This window comes from Chitinimonas violaceus (genome assembly GCF_052601015.1).
Window position 1 is genome coordinate 1 of the sequence record NZ_JBQXDJ010000081.1, and the last position, 14947, is coordinate 14947.

The window sequence follows — 14947 nt, forward strand, 5'->3', positions numbered from 1 at the left end:
GTTGGCAACATCCGCCACTGGCAGCCACTTTTGGTCACGTACAGAATGGCATTACAATCAACCGCTTGTCATGCTTGCACGGTCTGCCACGGTGGTGGGTGGGGTGAAAATGGTGAGCAATGCGGTTTCAGTGTTGCTCGGTCAGATCGGTTGGATAAGCCAAGGGTAGTCACAAGTAATGCTGAGGGCTTGATTTTCTCGCAATTTGGTTTTCAAGACAGCTTCTTAGAACTTGTTCAAAGTCTTCTGCGCATCAGCAATATCGAATAGCAGCCTGTGCCAGTACCACTTCCTCATCCGTCGGGATGACCCAGACGGACACCTTGTTGCCAGGCAGGCTGATGCACTGGGCATGTTGTGCATTTCCGGCGGGTGCTAACTCTATCCCCAACCAACTGATCTGCTGGCAGATTCCTGCGCGAACAGCGGCATTGTGCTCACCAATGCCGGCGGTAAAGACCAATGCGTCGATACCACCACTGGCAACGCACAGACTGGCAATGCCTCGTGCTGCGTAAAGACAGAAAAGCTCGACTGCCAACTTTGCAGCAGGCAGCTCGCTAGCGGTCAGGCTGCGCATATCGTGGCTGATCCCCGATACCCCAAGCAGACCCGATTGCTGGTAGAGCAGGGCGCTGAGTTCGTTGATGTTCAGCCCCAAGGATTGTTGCAAATACAGCAGTACACCAGGATCGATGGTACCGCAGCGGGAGCCCATCATCAGGCCGTCCAACGCGGTAAAACCCATGGTACTGGCCACGCTGTGTCTGTTACGCAGGGCGCAGGCGCTTGCACCGTTTCCCAGATGTGCGACGATGACGCGACCATCAGCTTGCTTACCCAGTATGGCTGGCAACTGTTCTGCGATGTACTGGTAGGACAGCCCATGAAATCCATAACGGCGAATGCCCTGTGCGAAATATTGCTCGGGGAGGGCATAACGCTGCTGTAATTCGGGTTGACCGTTGTGGAAGGCAGTATCGAAACAGGCAATTTGCGGTACATCGGGCAGTAGCGCCGCTATGCATTGAATGCCTGAGAGACCGTGAGGCTGGTGCAGGGGTGCCAAGGGGATCAGAGACGTCAGGTAGGCTCGTACGTCGTCATTCAGCAATACTGGCGCACCATAGCGTGATCCGCCATGCACGATGCGATGTGCCACTACCGATGGTTGCAATCCCTTTTCCTGTTTGCCTAGCCATTCGAGCAGGTACTGCAATGCGCTGTGATGGTTTTGACTGGCTATTTCAGATTTGGCTAACGTACTGCCATCGTCTGAGCGGGAATGAAAAAGGGTGGGGTTCTTGCTATCGGGGCCAGCCAGATTTTCGATCTGGCCTTTGCAAATCAGCTGTAAAGGCTGGCGTTGGTAGACAGCGAATTTCAGGCTGCTGGAGCCTGCATTCAGCGTCAATACGTGGCTCATTGACTGGCCCGCTTGGCATCCAGCAGTTTAGCGATGGCGCAGGATGCCATGCGCGACTCTGCGTTGTCGGCCCTGCTGGTCAATACGACGGGTACCTTTAAACCCAAGACGATGCCTGCTGCACGTGCCCCGGCAAGATACTGCAACTGTTTGGCAAGCATATTCCCGGCTTCCAGATCGGGGACAAGCAAAATATCGGCATCACCTGCGATAGGGCTGACAATTCCTTTGCTGCGTGCAGCTGCTGCCGAGATGGCATTATCGAACGCCAATGGTCCGTCAAGGATGCCACCGGTGATCTGGCCGCGGTCGGCCATTTTGCATAGCGATGCGGCATCGATAGTAGCTCGCATAGTCGGGTTGACGGTTTCGACGGCAGCAAGAATCGCCACTTTGGGCTCGCTAATCCCCAGCGCCAGCAAAAGATCGATGGCATTCTGCGCAATATCGCGTTTATCGAGCAGGCTGGGTTCGATATTCACTGCAGCATCGGTAATGAACAAGGGCTTGGGATAGGTCGGCACTTCCATGGCAAACACATGGCTGACCCGACGTTCGGTGCGAAGGCCATTCGTGCTGCTAAGTACGGCACGCAACAATTCATCGGTATGCAGGCTGCCTTTCATCAGCGAAGCCGCTTTGCCCTCGAATGCCAGTTGCGCAGCGGTGGCTGCTGCAGCATGGCTATGCGGCACATCGATGCATTCGATACCTTCCAGGGACTGGCCACTGGCCTCTGCAACGCTGACGAGCTTGGCTTTGGGGGCGACAAGGATGGGGTTTATCAGACCACGCGCCTTTGCATCGAGCGCACCGCGCAATGATTCGGCATCGCAAGGGTGTACCACCGCCATGGTGATGGGGGGAAGATCGCGGGCCAAATCTAAGAGTAGCTTTAGTGCGTCGGACGTCATGATCACCCCACAATGTTGTAACCGGCATCGACGTAGAAGGTCGAGCCGGTAAGTGCGCGTGCTGCGTCGGACACCAGGAAGGCCGCGAGCTGGCCGACGTCATCGGGCGTGGCAAGCCGGTGAAGCGGGCTCTTCTCGACGGCTTCTGCCATCAACCGGTCGAAGTTGGCTATGCCAGATGCAGCGCGGGTAGGCAGCGGACCCGGCGAAATTGCGTGGACGCGTATACCGTGTTCAGCCAGTTCCGCAGCCAGATAGCGCGCGGTGCTTTCCAATGCTGCTTTGACTGGCCCCATCAGCCCATAGTTGTTGATCACCTTCTCCGCGCCGTAGTAACTCATGGTCAACAGCGTGCCACCTTGCGGCATCAGAGGCTCTGCGAGTTTCGCCATACGGATGAAGGAATGGCATGAAACGCTCATAGCGCGCAGAAATCCCGCTTCGGAACAATCGACAACACGGCCATGCAAGTCATCCAGCGGCGCATAGGCAATGGCATGGATCAGGTAGTCAAGCTGTCCCCACTGTTGCTTGATGACCGCGAATACCGCTTCCAGCTCACCGACCTGTTCGACATCGCAAGGCAGGATTAACGGCGCAGCAATGGAGTCGGCTAGCGGACGAACATGGGGTTCAGCTTTATGGTTCAGGTAGGTGATGGCACTGGTGGCGCCTGCAGCATGTAGCTGGCGGGCACAACCCCAGGCAATGCTCTGGGCGTTTGCCACACCCACGACTAAGCCGCGTTTCTCTGCAAGCGGTTGCATAAAGGTCTCCGATACCTGCGTTTTTGTTTAATTGGGTAGCAGCTCAGAACCTGTTCAATAGGTGATGGTGAATCAGCAATACGGGTTCTTACGGTAGAAAAGGGGCGTTAGTGAGCCCGCATCAGCTTGAGGTAGTCTGACTGCAGCAATTCGTTCCGGCGTGATTCATCCGATTCATCCGGGCTCGCATCGACAACAACTTTCACATAACGTCCAAGCCGCTGCCAGATGGCGATGGAAATTCGCTCGGCAAACGCCCGTTCGTCGTCTCCTGCCGGTAATCCCGCCTCGGCACACATTTCGAACAGCCATGCACCGTTTTGTTCACGATTCGCCACCCAATACGGGCAGACCCAAGCAGTACGTATCGCTGCCAATACACGTGGCGGTTCGCTGGAACCAAGCGGAAAAACAGAGAGATGAACACGATAGCTGAGGGGCATGGCCGTCTTCTGCAAAGTGTGCTTTCAGATAGGTTTTATCAAATCGTCCGCTATGCTGCAATACAAGCTTGCGCCGAGCCTGTGCTAGATTGACGAATCCATCCGATATATCCTCATGTCATGACTCAAACCGACATTGCCAGCGACCGCCCTCGTATTCTTGTTGTCGATGATTCCCGTATCGTCCGTGCGACGGTGAAGAAACATCTGACCGCGAGTTTCGACGTGATAGAAGAACCCGACGGAGAGGCCGGTTGGGAACGGCTGTCCGACGATACGGAGGTGATGGTCCTGATGAGCGACCTGAGCATGCCGCGGCTCGACGGTTTCGGCCTGTTGACTCGTGTACGTCAATCTACGGACCCGCGTATCCGCAATACGCCTGTCATCATTATTTCGGGTGAGGAGGACAGCGAGACCAAGAATCTGGCTGTGGAGCGTGGGGCGAATGATTTCGTCACCAAGTCCACCGACAGGGCCGAGATGCTGGCCAGAGTGGCGGCGGCGGTAAAGCTGGCGAAGACAGCGCGTGAACTACGTGCAACTGAGGTCAACCAAGCGCGTACGGCGACGACGGAGGTACAGACCGGCCTTGCGACGCCCCATTTGTTCCAGATGCATGGCGAAAAGCTGCTGGCCCATGCTTTGCGCGTGCATGGCGAGGCAACCTTGCTGGCGTTTGAGGTTGACGACTATTCCTCATTGTGTACCCGGGTAGGCGGGACGGTGGCCGAGCAGGTTGTAAGCTTGGTGGCCAAGACGGTATCGGGCCGTTTGCGCAAGGAAGAAATCCTGGCGCGTCTTGACGGGCCACGCTTTGGTATCTTCCTGTACGCAGATCTCCTGGGTAGCCTGCGTTATGCCGAGCGATTGCGTGAAATCATCGCAGCGGCGCGCATCAACTTCAAAGGTACGCCCATCAGCGTGACAGTCAGCGCCGGGGTGGGTAGCGCCAAAGCTGATGATGTAACGGAATTCGATAAGCTGCTGGACTGTGCTTTACGTCGCTTGACGACGGCGATGGACCTCGGCGGCAATCAGCTTAATGCCCCAATACCTGGCAAGCAGGCGCTACCGCCAATCGAGATAAACGAGGCGTTGGCTTTGCTGGCTGATGGTCGTCAGGAAGATGTGGTGCCCCATTTGCCGGCATTGATGGCGAAGCTGGCGCCGTTGATGGCGTTGGCAGGATACAGCAAGCAGTAAGAACCTATTCACGATCTTACTGCGCAACCGTGATCAGGGTTTATGCGCTGCTCGAAAGCCCCCGACCCGAAAGGGGTGCGCTGAACTGCTACCGTGTTTGCGCATCAAGAAGTTCGCAGCCTCATTACCCAAGTACATGTCAGCCTTGTACCCACATTGCTGACGATTGTTCGCGACAGATCGTGCACAGGCGCAGCAGCAAGTGTGCTTGAGGTGGCGTTTGCCAGTTGGGCCAGCTATGCTGGCTTCCGACTAACCTCAAGGTAATTCGCCATGAATACTCCACTGCCCGATGCCAGTTTCGACCAACTGTTTCGCAATGCCCGTACGCACAATCATTTCAGTGATCGCCAAGTGGACGATGCAACGTTGCATGCTCTGTACGACCTGTTGAAATGGGGGCCAACCAGCGCCAATTCTTCGCCAGCCCGTTTTGTTTTCCTCAAGTCAGAACAAGCCAAAAAGAAGCTAGGGCCCGCCTTGGCTGAAGGTAACCTGACCAAAACGCTGGCTACGCCTGTTGTAGTCATCGTGGCCTATGACATGGCCTTCTACGACCAGCTGCCAAAGCTGTTCCCCCATACCGATGCACGCAGCTGGTTTACCGGTAACGATGCGCTGATCCAGACCACCGCTTTCCGTAATGGCACGTTGCAAGGTGCATACTTGATTATGGCCGCGCGTTCATTGGGTCTCGACTGTGGCCCTATGTCTGGTTTTGACAACAGCAAGGTCGATGCTGCTTTCTTTGCCAACACCACCGTCAAATCCAATTTCCTGATCAATCTGGGCTACGGTGATAACAAGGATCTTTATCCGCGTAATACACGTTTGACCTTTGAGGAAGCGTGCCGTATCGAATAAGTGCCGTACCAATTGAACTCAGGACATGGCCGAAAACAATAAACCGCAATGGGATGTCTGGCGCGAGCTTGATGATTTGCGCCAGCGTCATAAAGAGTTGGGGCCGATGTTTGCCCGCGTTGGGGTCGCGCCTGAGTTTGCGCAGATGGCGAACATTCTTCGCCTTGATCTGCAGCGCAAACCCCCCACCCAGCCTTTGGCTACCGGTGAGCGCGATAAGGATGCTCAGGCGCAGGAGGACTACAAACGCGCTTTTTCATCCCATTACGAAGAGGTTCTCTTCAAGGCTGAAAATTTCCTACGCATGCCCTGGCCCGAGGAAACCCAATTCCTTGCCCCGGGCATTTTGCAGGAAACCGAAAGCCTTCGGCGCGCATTGGCGCGCAATCCATTGGTTTCGCCACCGCTCGATAAGCTCGATGCCTTGATCGAGGAGTATTCCAATCTCGATAAGATTGATGAACGTCTCGATCGGGACGCCATTGAGGCGCGCAAACAAGAGCTGATCGATGTGTTGGGTTTTCCACTACTGGTGCGACGCCAGTTAGCTCATCCAGAATGGGAGTTATTGCCGCCATTGGCTAGCGACGATTACCGCCAACTGTTGGCGAGCAAGATCGGCAACTATCGGCAAGCGGGATGGCTGAGCTCCAAGCTGTTTGACAAGTGGTACGTTGCCCTTGAATTTGATGCGATTTGGGCAAGACTCAAACGCGATGCCAACGATCGTGAACGCATTATCAGTCAGCTGAAGTTGAATTGGCCTAAGCTGGGCAACTGGGCACCTGATTTTCCGCATGCAGATCTGATCTGGTATCTGATGTTGGTATTGGCCTGTGTAATAGCCCTGTTTACAGAGTGGTGGTGGACTGCGGGCGGTCTGCTAATCTGGTTGCAGCTGTCGGTGATCATCGAGAAACACCACGCTCAGCTGGTCAACAAGCGCCGCCAGGCTTTGTTGTTGGAGTGCGGACGCTTCAAACGTATTCGGGATCAGATCTCGTCGGGAAAGTTTGATGCCAGTCAGGTATTGCGGCAGCTCAAGCAGTTTAATTTTCGCCACTATGTATCTGATCAAGGCATGTCTTTGTTGCAGTCGATGTCTATGCAGGTCTTCTAGCTAGCGGGTTGAAGTTAGTTAAGTTGCTGAAACGTGTTGTATACCGTTTTTTCCATGCATCTTTTGGGCACTGCTGAACAACGCTGATGCGCAGGGTAGTCGCCCGAATGTAGCCAGAGGTCAGAATGAAGCCGTTTGCCACCGCCTTTCTGTTGGCACTGATGAGTGCTGCCATTGCGGATGAGAGCCCTAAGTTCGCCATAAAAGAGTTTCTCGTGAAGGGTAACACGGTTTTGCCGCAGGCCAGTATTGATGCGGCGCTACAACCCTTCAGCGGTCCAAACCGTGACTTTGCGGATGTGCAGCACGCCCTGGAAACGTTGGAAGGGCTGTATCGTCGCGCTGGGTACGGTAGCTTGCAGGTGTACCTGCCGGAACAGGAACTGAGCGAGGGACAGGTTCTGTTGCAGGTGGTCGAGCCACGGGTGGATAAGGTCCGCATTGAGGGCAACCAGTATTTCGGCGCAGACAATATCCGCCGGGCCATGCCGGCCTTGCGTGATGGGGAAGTGCCCAATACTGCTGCGTTGAGTAAGGATCTGCGGCTTGCCAACGAAAGCCCGTCCCGTCGGATGACGGTATCGCTGCAAGCTGGTGAGAAGCCGCAAACCGTGGATGCCGTGCTGCGTGTTGTGGACGAGAAGCCGCAGCGCTTTTTTGTTGCAGCGGATAACACCGGCACCAAGGAAACGGGCCGGACTCGTTTATCGCTGGGCTATCAACATGCCAATCTGTTCGACCGCGATCATGTTCTGACGACCCAGTTCACCACATCGCCGAAAGAGTTCGATCAGGTGAAGATATTTGGTCTGGGTTACAAGCTGCCCCTGTATGGCTGGGGTGACAGTATGAGCCTGTTTGCCGGTTACTCGAATGTCAGCTCCGCCGTGTTGCAGGGTTTGTTCAATACCAGCGGCAAAGGGACGGTGGCTGGTGTTCGCTACAACTATGGTTTGCCAACACGCGGTGCTTATCAGCAAAAGTTGGTGTTTGGGCTCGATTCGCGCCGGTTTGAAAGCGAGACCAGCTTTATAGGCGCTATCCAGGGCAAGCAGCGTTACACCATCCGGCCTGTGAGTGTCGGCTATCAGATGCAATCGCAAAGTGCTGACTGGTCATATGATGGGAATGTTACCTTTTCACGCAACTTGCCGGCGGAGAATAATCTGGCGCTGCGTTCCGGCAGGCAGGGCACTGGGATAGAGCCTATCGATAACGACCACTACCAGATTCTGCGTTACGGGGTGAATGGTTATCTGGGCTTGCCGGCAGATTGGCTCGCGCATGCGAGTTTGAATGGCCAAAAAACGACCGATGCGCTGCCCTCGGGTGAGTTCTTCGGTATCGGCGGGGCAAACAGCGTACGTGGTTACGATGAGCGTGTGCTGTCCAATGACGAAGGTATGAACGCCAGCCTTGAGCTGTATACCCCTGATCTCGCCAAGTATTTGAAGTGGGAGTCGGGGCGTCTTCAGTTCCTGGGCTTCTTCGATTGGGGGAGTTTGTCACGTAAGCAGGCGTTACCGGGTGAGCAGACCAGTGCCAAGCTGGCCGGGGCTGGGATAGGTTTACGGTTGAGTGTGGGCAAGATGGCAACCGTCAAGCTGGATCTGGCAAAAGCACGGAAGGATGGCGGTGGACAGAAGAAGGGCGATAACCAGGCCCATGCTTCAGCCATATTGACTTACTAAAGCCGCTATAGACCCACCAATGCCATGGCTGGGTGGGAAAAAGATGACGCCAAGCTGGACTTTCGGGCGGCCGTCTTAATGGGTGGAAGGAATGAAGATGATGAATGTGGTACGACAACCCCGTTTTGTTCTGAAAACACTATTTGCCGCCACGCTGGCCTGCTATGTCCCTTTGGCTGCAGCCAATCCGACTGGCGGAACGGTTGTATCAGGTTCCGCCACCATCCAGCAGTTGGGCAATAGTCTGGATATTCATAACACGCCCGGCGCCATCATCAATTGGCAGTCCTTCTCGATTAACCCCAACGAGTTGACCCGCTTTGTACAGCAAAATAGCCAAAGCGCTGTGTTGAACCGTGTGATGGGGCAGGACCCCTCGCAGATTCTTGGCCAGTTGCAATCGAATGGCCGAGTCTTCCTGATTAACCCTAACGGCATTGTGTTTGGCCAAGGGGCGCAGATTGATGTCGCCGGCCTGGTGGCTTCCAGTCTCAATATCAGCGACGAGGATTTCCGTACTGGCCGCATGCATTTTCAGGGCAGCAATACCGGTTCAGTACGTAACGCTGCAAGCATCACCACACCTACGGGTGGGTTCGTCTACCTGATTGCACCGAGTGTGGAAAACAGCGGGGTGATTTTTTCTCCCAAAGGCGAGGTGTTGCTGGCCGCAGGCTACAGTGTTGAGCTGGTGGATGGGGTGGATACCAGCTTGCGCGTAAAGATCGATGCGAAAGCGGGTGAGACGCTTAATGTCGGCAAGCTGATTGCAGAGCAAGGACGGATTGGGATTTTCGCTGCTGCAATACGCCAGCAGGGTATGGTTAGCGCGACTCGTGCCGAGGTGGGCGAGGGGGGCAAGATTGTCTTCAAGGCCAGCCGGAATGTTGAACTTGCCAGTACCAGCCAGACGCTTGCCCAAGGTGGTGGCGAGGTATTGATTGATGCGGGTATGACAGCCCAGGTAGATGGTCTGGTCGATGTTACCAACACCCAAGGTAAGGGCGGAACTGCACAACTATTGGGTGAGCAGGTTTCTCTGGGTGGCCATGTCGACGCCGGTGGTAAGACGGGTGGCGGTACGATCCTGCTGGGTGGCGATTATCAGGGTAAAAACCCTTTGGTGCGCAATGCCCAGTTCACCGACTTGGCATCAGGTGCGCGGTTGGATGCCAGTGCCCAGGCCAGTGGTGATGGCGGCAAGATTATCGTCTGGGCAGATAAGGACACACGCAGCGCCGCAACAATCCATGCACGCGGTGGTGCGCAAGGCGGTAATGGTGGTTTTGTCGAAGTCTCAGGCAAGCGGGCCTTGGCATTCAATTCGACAGTGGACTTGGGGGCTGTCCAGGGTAAGCGCGGGACCTTGTTCCTCGACCCTGAAAATCTGCTGATTGCGGCAACGTGCTCGGTCGATTGCCTAAGCACGTTGCCGGTGAATCTTGGTGATGGCGTCAGCACGACATCGACCATCCTCGCTTCCATCCTGGATTTGGCGACGGCTGATATTTCCCTTTATGCGAGCAAGGACATCACCTTTCAGGCGCCGGTGAACACGACGCAGAATCTGCTTGCGAATGCCGGGCGTAACCTTGTCGTTGGCGCTGCGTTGACAAGCAGTGGCAATGTCACGCTGACAGCCGTCAACAATGTGTCGGTGACTGCCAATATCAACTCCTCAGGACTGTTGACCCTGACCGGTAATCGCATCACCCAGGGGACTGGGGTGCAGATAGGAGGAAGTGGCGCCACGGTGAAACTGATAGCGGGTAGTGGCGGTATCGCGCAAGCATTCAATGCATCGTTGCTTGCGAATGTGCTCGATGTTAGCTCGGGTGGGCCGGTCGACCTGCCCAGCGTCAACAGTAGCAGTGGCGCAGTGGCAGTGAATGCCACACTTACCGGGAATGCTGGTCAGTTCTTTTCCCTGGCGAGTAGCAGCGATGTGCAATTGGGCCAGTTCAACTGGGCTGGTCGGGCGGACGTGAAGCTGAATGGCAAAGCGATCAGTCAGGCTGCAGGTAGTGCGCTGAATGTCGATATATTGAATCTCTCGACCACAGGTGTTGATACAGCGCCGCACAGTATTCTTTTGACTGGTACGGCAAACAATATCCGGTCACTGTCCGCCAGAATCGATTGCACCAGCGGGCTGTGTACCGATGCCTTGAAGGTCAACAACCAACGGGCATTGGAAATTGCCGATTTGGGCGTAACCAACAATGGTTACGGTGATGTCGCAATCTACGCCCACGGTGACATCTTGCTCAATAGTGGTCAGGTAGCCGGCAAGAAAGTGAGTTTGGCTGCTGATGGCGGAACCATCGGCTACTCTCCATCGACGGTATCGTTGGGTACGGTACGAGGCGCCACCCTGGACCTGCAGCGCATCGACCCCGGAAATGGCTATGTCAATTACCCGGGCCTGATAGGTTCGAAAACCCGGCCACTGCAGATTTCCGGTTGGGTTGTGCCTGGCGATTCAGTACCCAATAACGGGACAACGCTGTCGGTAGGTACGAATCTGACGACGGGCGTGGGGGATACCTATATCGTCAGCAGTGACGATGCCATCCTCACTAATCTCGGTCTGCAACCCAATGCATCGTTCTTCCTGCAATCGGCAAGGGCGATTGATGTCGGCAGTGTTGGTGATATCAGTACAACTGGTGACATTACCCTGAATGCGCTGGGGTTGAATACTTCTGGCCTTTCCCTGCTGTTTGGCTCAGGCAGAAGTCTCAGCGGCAGGAATGTCATCCTGGGTAGTGCTGCCGCCATGCAGGGGAGTGAGCTGAAGATCAACTCGACGGAAGCGACGGAAGTCAAGGCATCGTCGCTATCGTTGATGGGATCAAGTCCCAGCACGATGGCGACCATAACGGCCGGTACCGAGGTGCGCTTGTTTGCGGACTCCATCACTTTAGGCAACAACACACAGGTCTCCGCGCCGACGGTAAAGATTGGAACACGGACTGTCGGTACCGGTATGCATTTGGGTGGGGGTGATGTGGCGGTGCAGCTGGGCTTGGATTCAGCCGAGCTGGCGCGTATCACTGGCATGAATACCCTGGAATTCATCAGCAGCGGTGACATGCAGGTGGATATTCCTGTCACGGCCAACGTATTGAAATTAACCACAGATCAGGGGCGGCTCACGGGAGCAGGAGGGCTGACCGCGACCAGCAGTTTGCTGCTTACGAGCCGTGGCGGTATTGGTTCTTCCAGCAGTCCTTTGCCGGTTCATGCACCTGCAGTGACGGCCGTTTCCTCGTTGGATGGTGGCGGCGGGCTGTATATCACCAACAGTTCAGCTGGCACGGTAATGGCCAATGCCGTCAACAGTGATATCCGTTACGAAACCACCAGTGGCGACATGATCGTATTGGGGGTGCATGCCGGGTCGGGTACGGTGGAGTTGGACGCCATTGGTGGCAATATGATTGCAGGCCAAGCTGGCGGTGTTGTCAGCAGTAACAACTTGGTATTGACGGCGGGTGGCGCAATAGGCACTGCCGCCCAGCGCTTTGAGACCAATACGGTCAACTCCGTCGTGGTGAGTACCGGTATAGGAGATAGCTTCCTTTCTGAGCAAGGACCTGCCACGCAATACAAATTTGTTACAAGTCTGGGCGGTATCGATGCGATGGTCGCCGGGAGTGTATTGCTGAATGACCATACCGATATGCTGGGTACGGGTCGGTTGAAAATCAGCAGCGGTGGCGATATCACGATTTCCGGGGCGAATCCGCTGAATACCGGCGGGCTGGCGCTTATTAGTGGGGGGACACTTACCAGCAGCCGTACCCTTCAAGCTCAAGGTGGTGGGGTGCAGTTGGAAGCAGTCGGCGGTATGGGTACGGCGGCGGCAAGGCTTTCAGTGAACGCGCCAAGCCTGCAGGCAACGGTACACGGCAGTGGCCCAATGTACTTCACGACCCTGGCGACCAAGTCCAGCAATGTATTGAGCAGTCAGGGCGGTGCGATCGACCTGATGCTGGCGGACGATAATCAGGTCACGGCAAGCAGTGCAGGCGGCAATATCAAGATGCAAGCCACAGGTGCGGTGTTACTTGGGGTTGTGGACGCAGCCAGCGGGAATGTCGATGTCACCGCCAGTACGATAGAGAATGTGTCGGGTGGGAAATTGGCTGGGGCAAAGGCAACACTGCGTGCCGCCGGGCCTATTGGCAGCGTTGAGCCCATGCGGCTTGAAGTTGGTGCGTTGGATGCGGATACCTCAGCAGCGGGGGCTGTGCTGCAATTCAGCGGCACAGTGGGAGACGCGAAACTGCATACCGTGGGTGGCGATATCACCTTGCAAGCCATCAGCCCTAGCAACGTCGTGGCCGATGCAGGAACTGGGCGTATCACCGTCAATACCGGCGGGTTGCTCACTGGTAGTTTTGTCGGTAGCACAGTCAAGCTGGGTTCCGGTGGGGGCATGGGTACGGCGGGTAGCCGTGTGCAATTGCAGACCACATCGGCCGATTTGCAGGCGGCGGGTGACATGTATGTCGACGGCAGCGCCAGTTTGACCAGCATCCAGATAGCCAACACGGGGGCTGTGACTGATTTCAAAGGGGGCGCCAGTTATAGCGCGGTAGTGAATGCAGCCAATTCGGCGGTTTCCTTGCGTGGCCCGGGCGATATCACCCTGGGCGGAGTCAATGGTAAGAGCGTACTGGTTGAGGCTGCCGGGGTGATACAAGGCCCTGCTGAGGTCGGCATGCATGTGACGGCCGAGTCGGCTGATCTGAGTGCTGGCGGCAATATCCAGTTGGCAAGCAGTATTGGTGCGCTGGCCTTGAAGAGCGGTGGCTCGGTCAATATGGTCAACAAGCGCGCGATGACCTTGACCAAGGCGCAGGTTGCCCAGAATCTCCAGTTGGAAAACTTTGGTGGTTTGAGTACTTCAGGTCTGATCCAGGCGGGTGGGGGTGTCAATCTGGTCAGTCATAGTCCCATGGTGATCGGTAGCGGCGGTATTGATGCTGGTCAGGGCATCCAACTGCTTACCACCGCGAGCGAAGGTGGTAACGACAATATCGTCATCAATGGTCCACTGAAAACCACCGCTGGTGGATGTGATATCAAATCTGCTGGTGGGATTGAGCAGAACGCCGATATTTCCACTCAGGGCGGGGCGATCAACCTGGTGGCCAATGGTGGTCCTCTGACCATGTCCTCTGGCGCGAGCAGTGTTTCCAACGGTGGGGCAATCAACTATTCGGCGCTGGGCAGTATTACGCTTGGCTTTCTTGATGCGGGTGTCGGCCCTATCAGTTTGAGTGCATCGCAGGGCAGCATTCTTTCCGCGTTGATTGGCAAGTTGAATATCCGGGCCGGGTCGCTTGTGGCTGTCGCCGGCGGCGGGGTGTCGTTGCGCGCCACGGTGCCGAGTGACCAGCTCAAGCTGATCAGCGGAAATGGGGTGTTGGATGTGCGCGATGCTGACGGTATTGCCTACCCGGGTACCTTGACGCCGGATGGCGGTAATTCACCGATCAGCGATACGGTTCGCAGCATCAACGAGCTGACCGAGCTTGTCGAATCTGGGGGGGAAAGCGTGAAAGACCAGGTGAGGAAGGTACTGCAAGATGCCCAGAAGCAAGAACAGAACGAAGAAAAACGTAAAAAAGACAAGAAGTGCTAACGCCATGAAAAACGTACTCATTCTGGCAACCTGTGTTTGTCTGGCTACGCCTGTATGGGCTGCCGGGGCTGCGACGGTAACGAATCTTGCAGGCGTGCTGTCCGTGCGCAAGGCGGATGGTGTGCTGAAGATACTCAGCCTGAATTCGATGGTCGACAGTGGCGATCTGCTCGCAACCGGGCCCAGCAGCTATGCACGGTTGAAGTTTGTCGATGGCAGCGAACTGACGCTTCGGCCCAATACCGAGCTGAGGGTGGATTCCTTCCGCTTTGAGCAGGCTAAACCTGATGACGACAATGCGTTTTTCCGCCTGATAAAAGGCGGCTTGCGTGCCGTGACAGGCTTGGTGGGCAAGCGTAGCGGCCTGGCGGATTACCGGATGACGACACCGACCGCCACCATCGGTATCCGCGGCACCAACTACGGTGCTTTGTATTGCCAAAGCGACTGTGGCGATTACCGGGATAACGAAGGCAAAGCGCCTGCCGATGGCTTGTATGTGGACGTGGCCGATGGCTTGATCATGGTCAGTAACGACATGGGCAGCCAGCAGTTTCTCCCTGGCCAGTATGGTTTCACCGGGCGCGACCAAGCACCTGTGTTGATGCCGCAGAAAAGCGGTGTGCCGATTGCGACTGACACCGGTACAAACAAACCGCCAGAAGCTGTCCTAGGCGATAAGCCGCAACGGCAGAGTTTTGAATGTACGATTGAGTAGGCTGTTCTTTAGAACCTCTAGGGTCTGTTGACGTTTTGACTTCGGTATATTGAAGAAGCGCAGCAAACCCGCAGAATTACGGTTCCTATACCAATCACCCTGCGGGTTTGCTATGCCCCGATTGATGCTCAGTGACGAGCTT

At 55.7% G+C, this 14947-nt stretch carries 10 protein-coding genes; 6 read left to right on the forward strand and 4 right to left on the reverse strand.

From position 1 onward, the window contains the following. Positions 1–253 precede the first annotated feature (253 nt). The 4 genes from ACUHMQ_RS18265 to ACUHMQ_RS18280 all read right to left on the reverse strand — a co-directional run bounded on the left by ACUHMQ_RS18265 (position 254) and on the right by ACUHMQ_RS18280 (position 3550). Positions 254–1426: an acetate/propionate family kinase gene (locus tag ACUHMQ_RS18265; RefSeq protein ID WP_445296891.1), complete on the reverse strand. Its 1173-nt coding sequence runs from the start codon at positions 1424–1426 to the stop codon at positions 254–256. Beyond that, positions 1423–2340, reverse strand: coding sequence for a bifunctional enoyl-CoA hydratase/phosphate acetyltransferase (locus ACUHMQ_RS18270; RefSeq protein WP_445296892.1), 918 nt, complete (start codon positions 2338–2340; stop codon positions 1423–1425). Before ACUHMQ_RS18270 ends, ACUHMQ_RS18265 begins: the two co-directional genes overlap by 4 nt. Positions 2341–2342: 2 nt before the next feature. Beyond that, the gene (fabI, locus tag ACUHMQ_RS18275; RefSeq protein WP_445296893.1) at positions 2343–3107 is read right to left on the reverse strand and encodes an enoyl-ACP reductase FabI; all 765 of its coding nucleotides are present in this window, start codon (positions 3105–3107) and stop codon (positions 2343–2345) included. Between the two features lie 107 nt (positions 3108–3214). Then, positions 3215–3550: a hypothetical protein gene (locus ACUHMQ_RS18280; protein ID WP_445296894.1), complete on the reverse strand. Its 336-nt coding sequence runs from the start codon at positions 3548–3550 to the stop codon at positions 3215–3217. A gap of 120 nt (positions 3551–3670) precedes the next feature. Between ACUHMQ_RS18280 and ACUHMQ_RS18285 the strand changes: the two genes are divergently transcribed. The 6 genes from ACUHMQ_RS18285 to ACUHMQ_RS18310 all read left to right on the forward strand — a co-directional run bounded on the left by ACUHMQ_RS18285 (position 3671) and on the right by ACUHMQ_RS18310 (position 14805). Then, positions 3671–4756 carry a GGDEF domain-containing response regulator gene (locus ACUHMQ_RS18285; RefSeq protein WP_445296895.1) on the forward strand — a complete coding sequence of 362 codons (1086 nt, stop codon included), beginning with the start codon at positions 3671–3673 and terminating at the stop codon, positions 4754–4756. A 273-nt stretch (positions 4757–5029) separates the two neighbouring features. Further along, positions 5030–5620 (forward strand): malonic semialdehyde reductase, encoded by a 591-nt coding sequence (locus ACUHMQ_RS18290; RefSeq protein ID WP_445296896.1) that lies wholly within the window; start codon positions 5030–5032, stop codon positions 5618–5620. Positions 5621–5645: 25 nt separating this feature from the next. Continuing rightward, complete coding sequence (locus tag ACUHMQ_RS18295) at positions 5646–6740, forward strand: hypothetical protein (RefSeq protein WP_445296897.1); 1095 nt, start codon at positions 5646–5648, stop codon at positions 6738–6740. Between the two features lie 125 nt (positions 6741–6865). Beyond that, the gene (locus ACUHMQ_RS18300) at positions 6866–8431 is read left to right on the forward strand and encodes a ShlB/FhaC/HecB family hemolysin secretion/activation protein (RefSeq protein WP_445296898.1); all 1566 of its coding nucleotides are present in this window, start codon (positions 6866–6868) and stop codon (positions 8429–8431) included. Between the two features lie 91 nt (positions 8432–8522). Next, positions 8523–14087: a two-partner secretion domain-containing protein gene (locus ACUHMQ_RS18305; protein WP_445296899.1), complete on the forward strand. Its 5565-nt coding sequence runs from the start codon at positions 8523–8525 to the stop codon at positions 14085–14087. A gap of 4 nt (positions 14088–14091) precedes the next feature. Next, entirely contained in the window at positions 14092–14805 is a 714-nt protein-coding gene (locus ACUHMQ_RS18310) for a FecR family protein (RefSeq protein WP_445296900.1), read from the forward strand. Positions 14806–14947 lie beyond the last annotated feature (142 nt).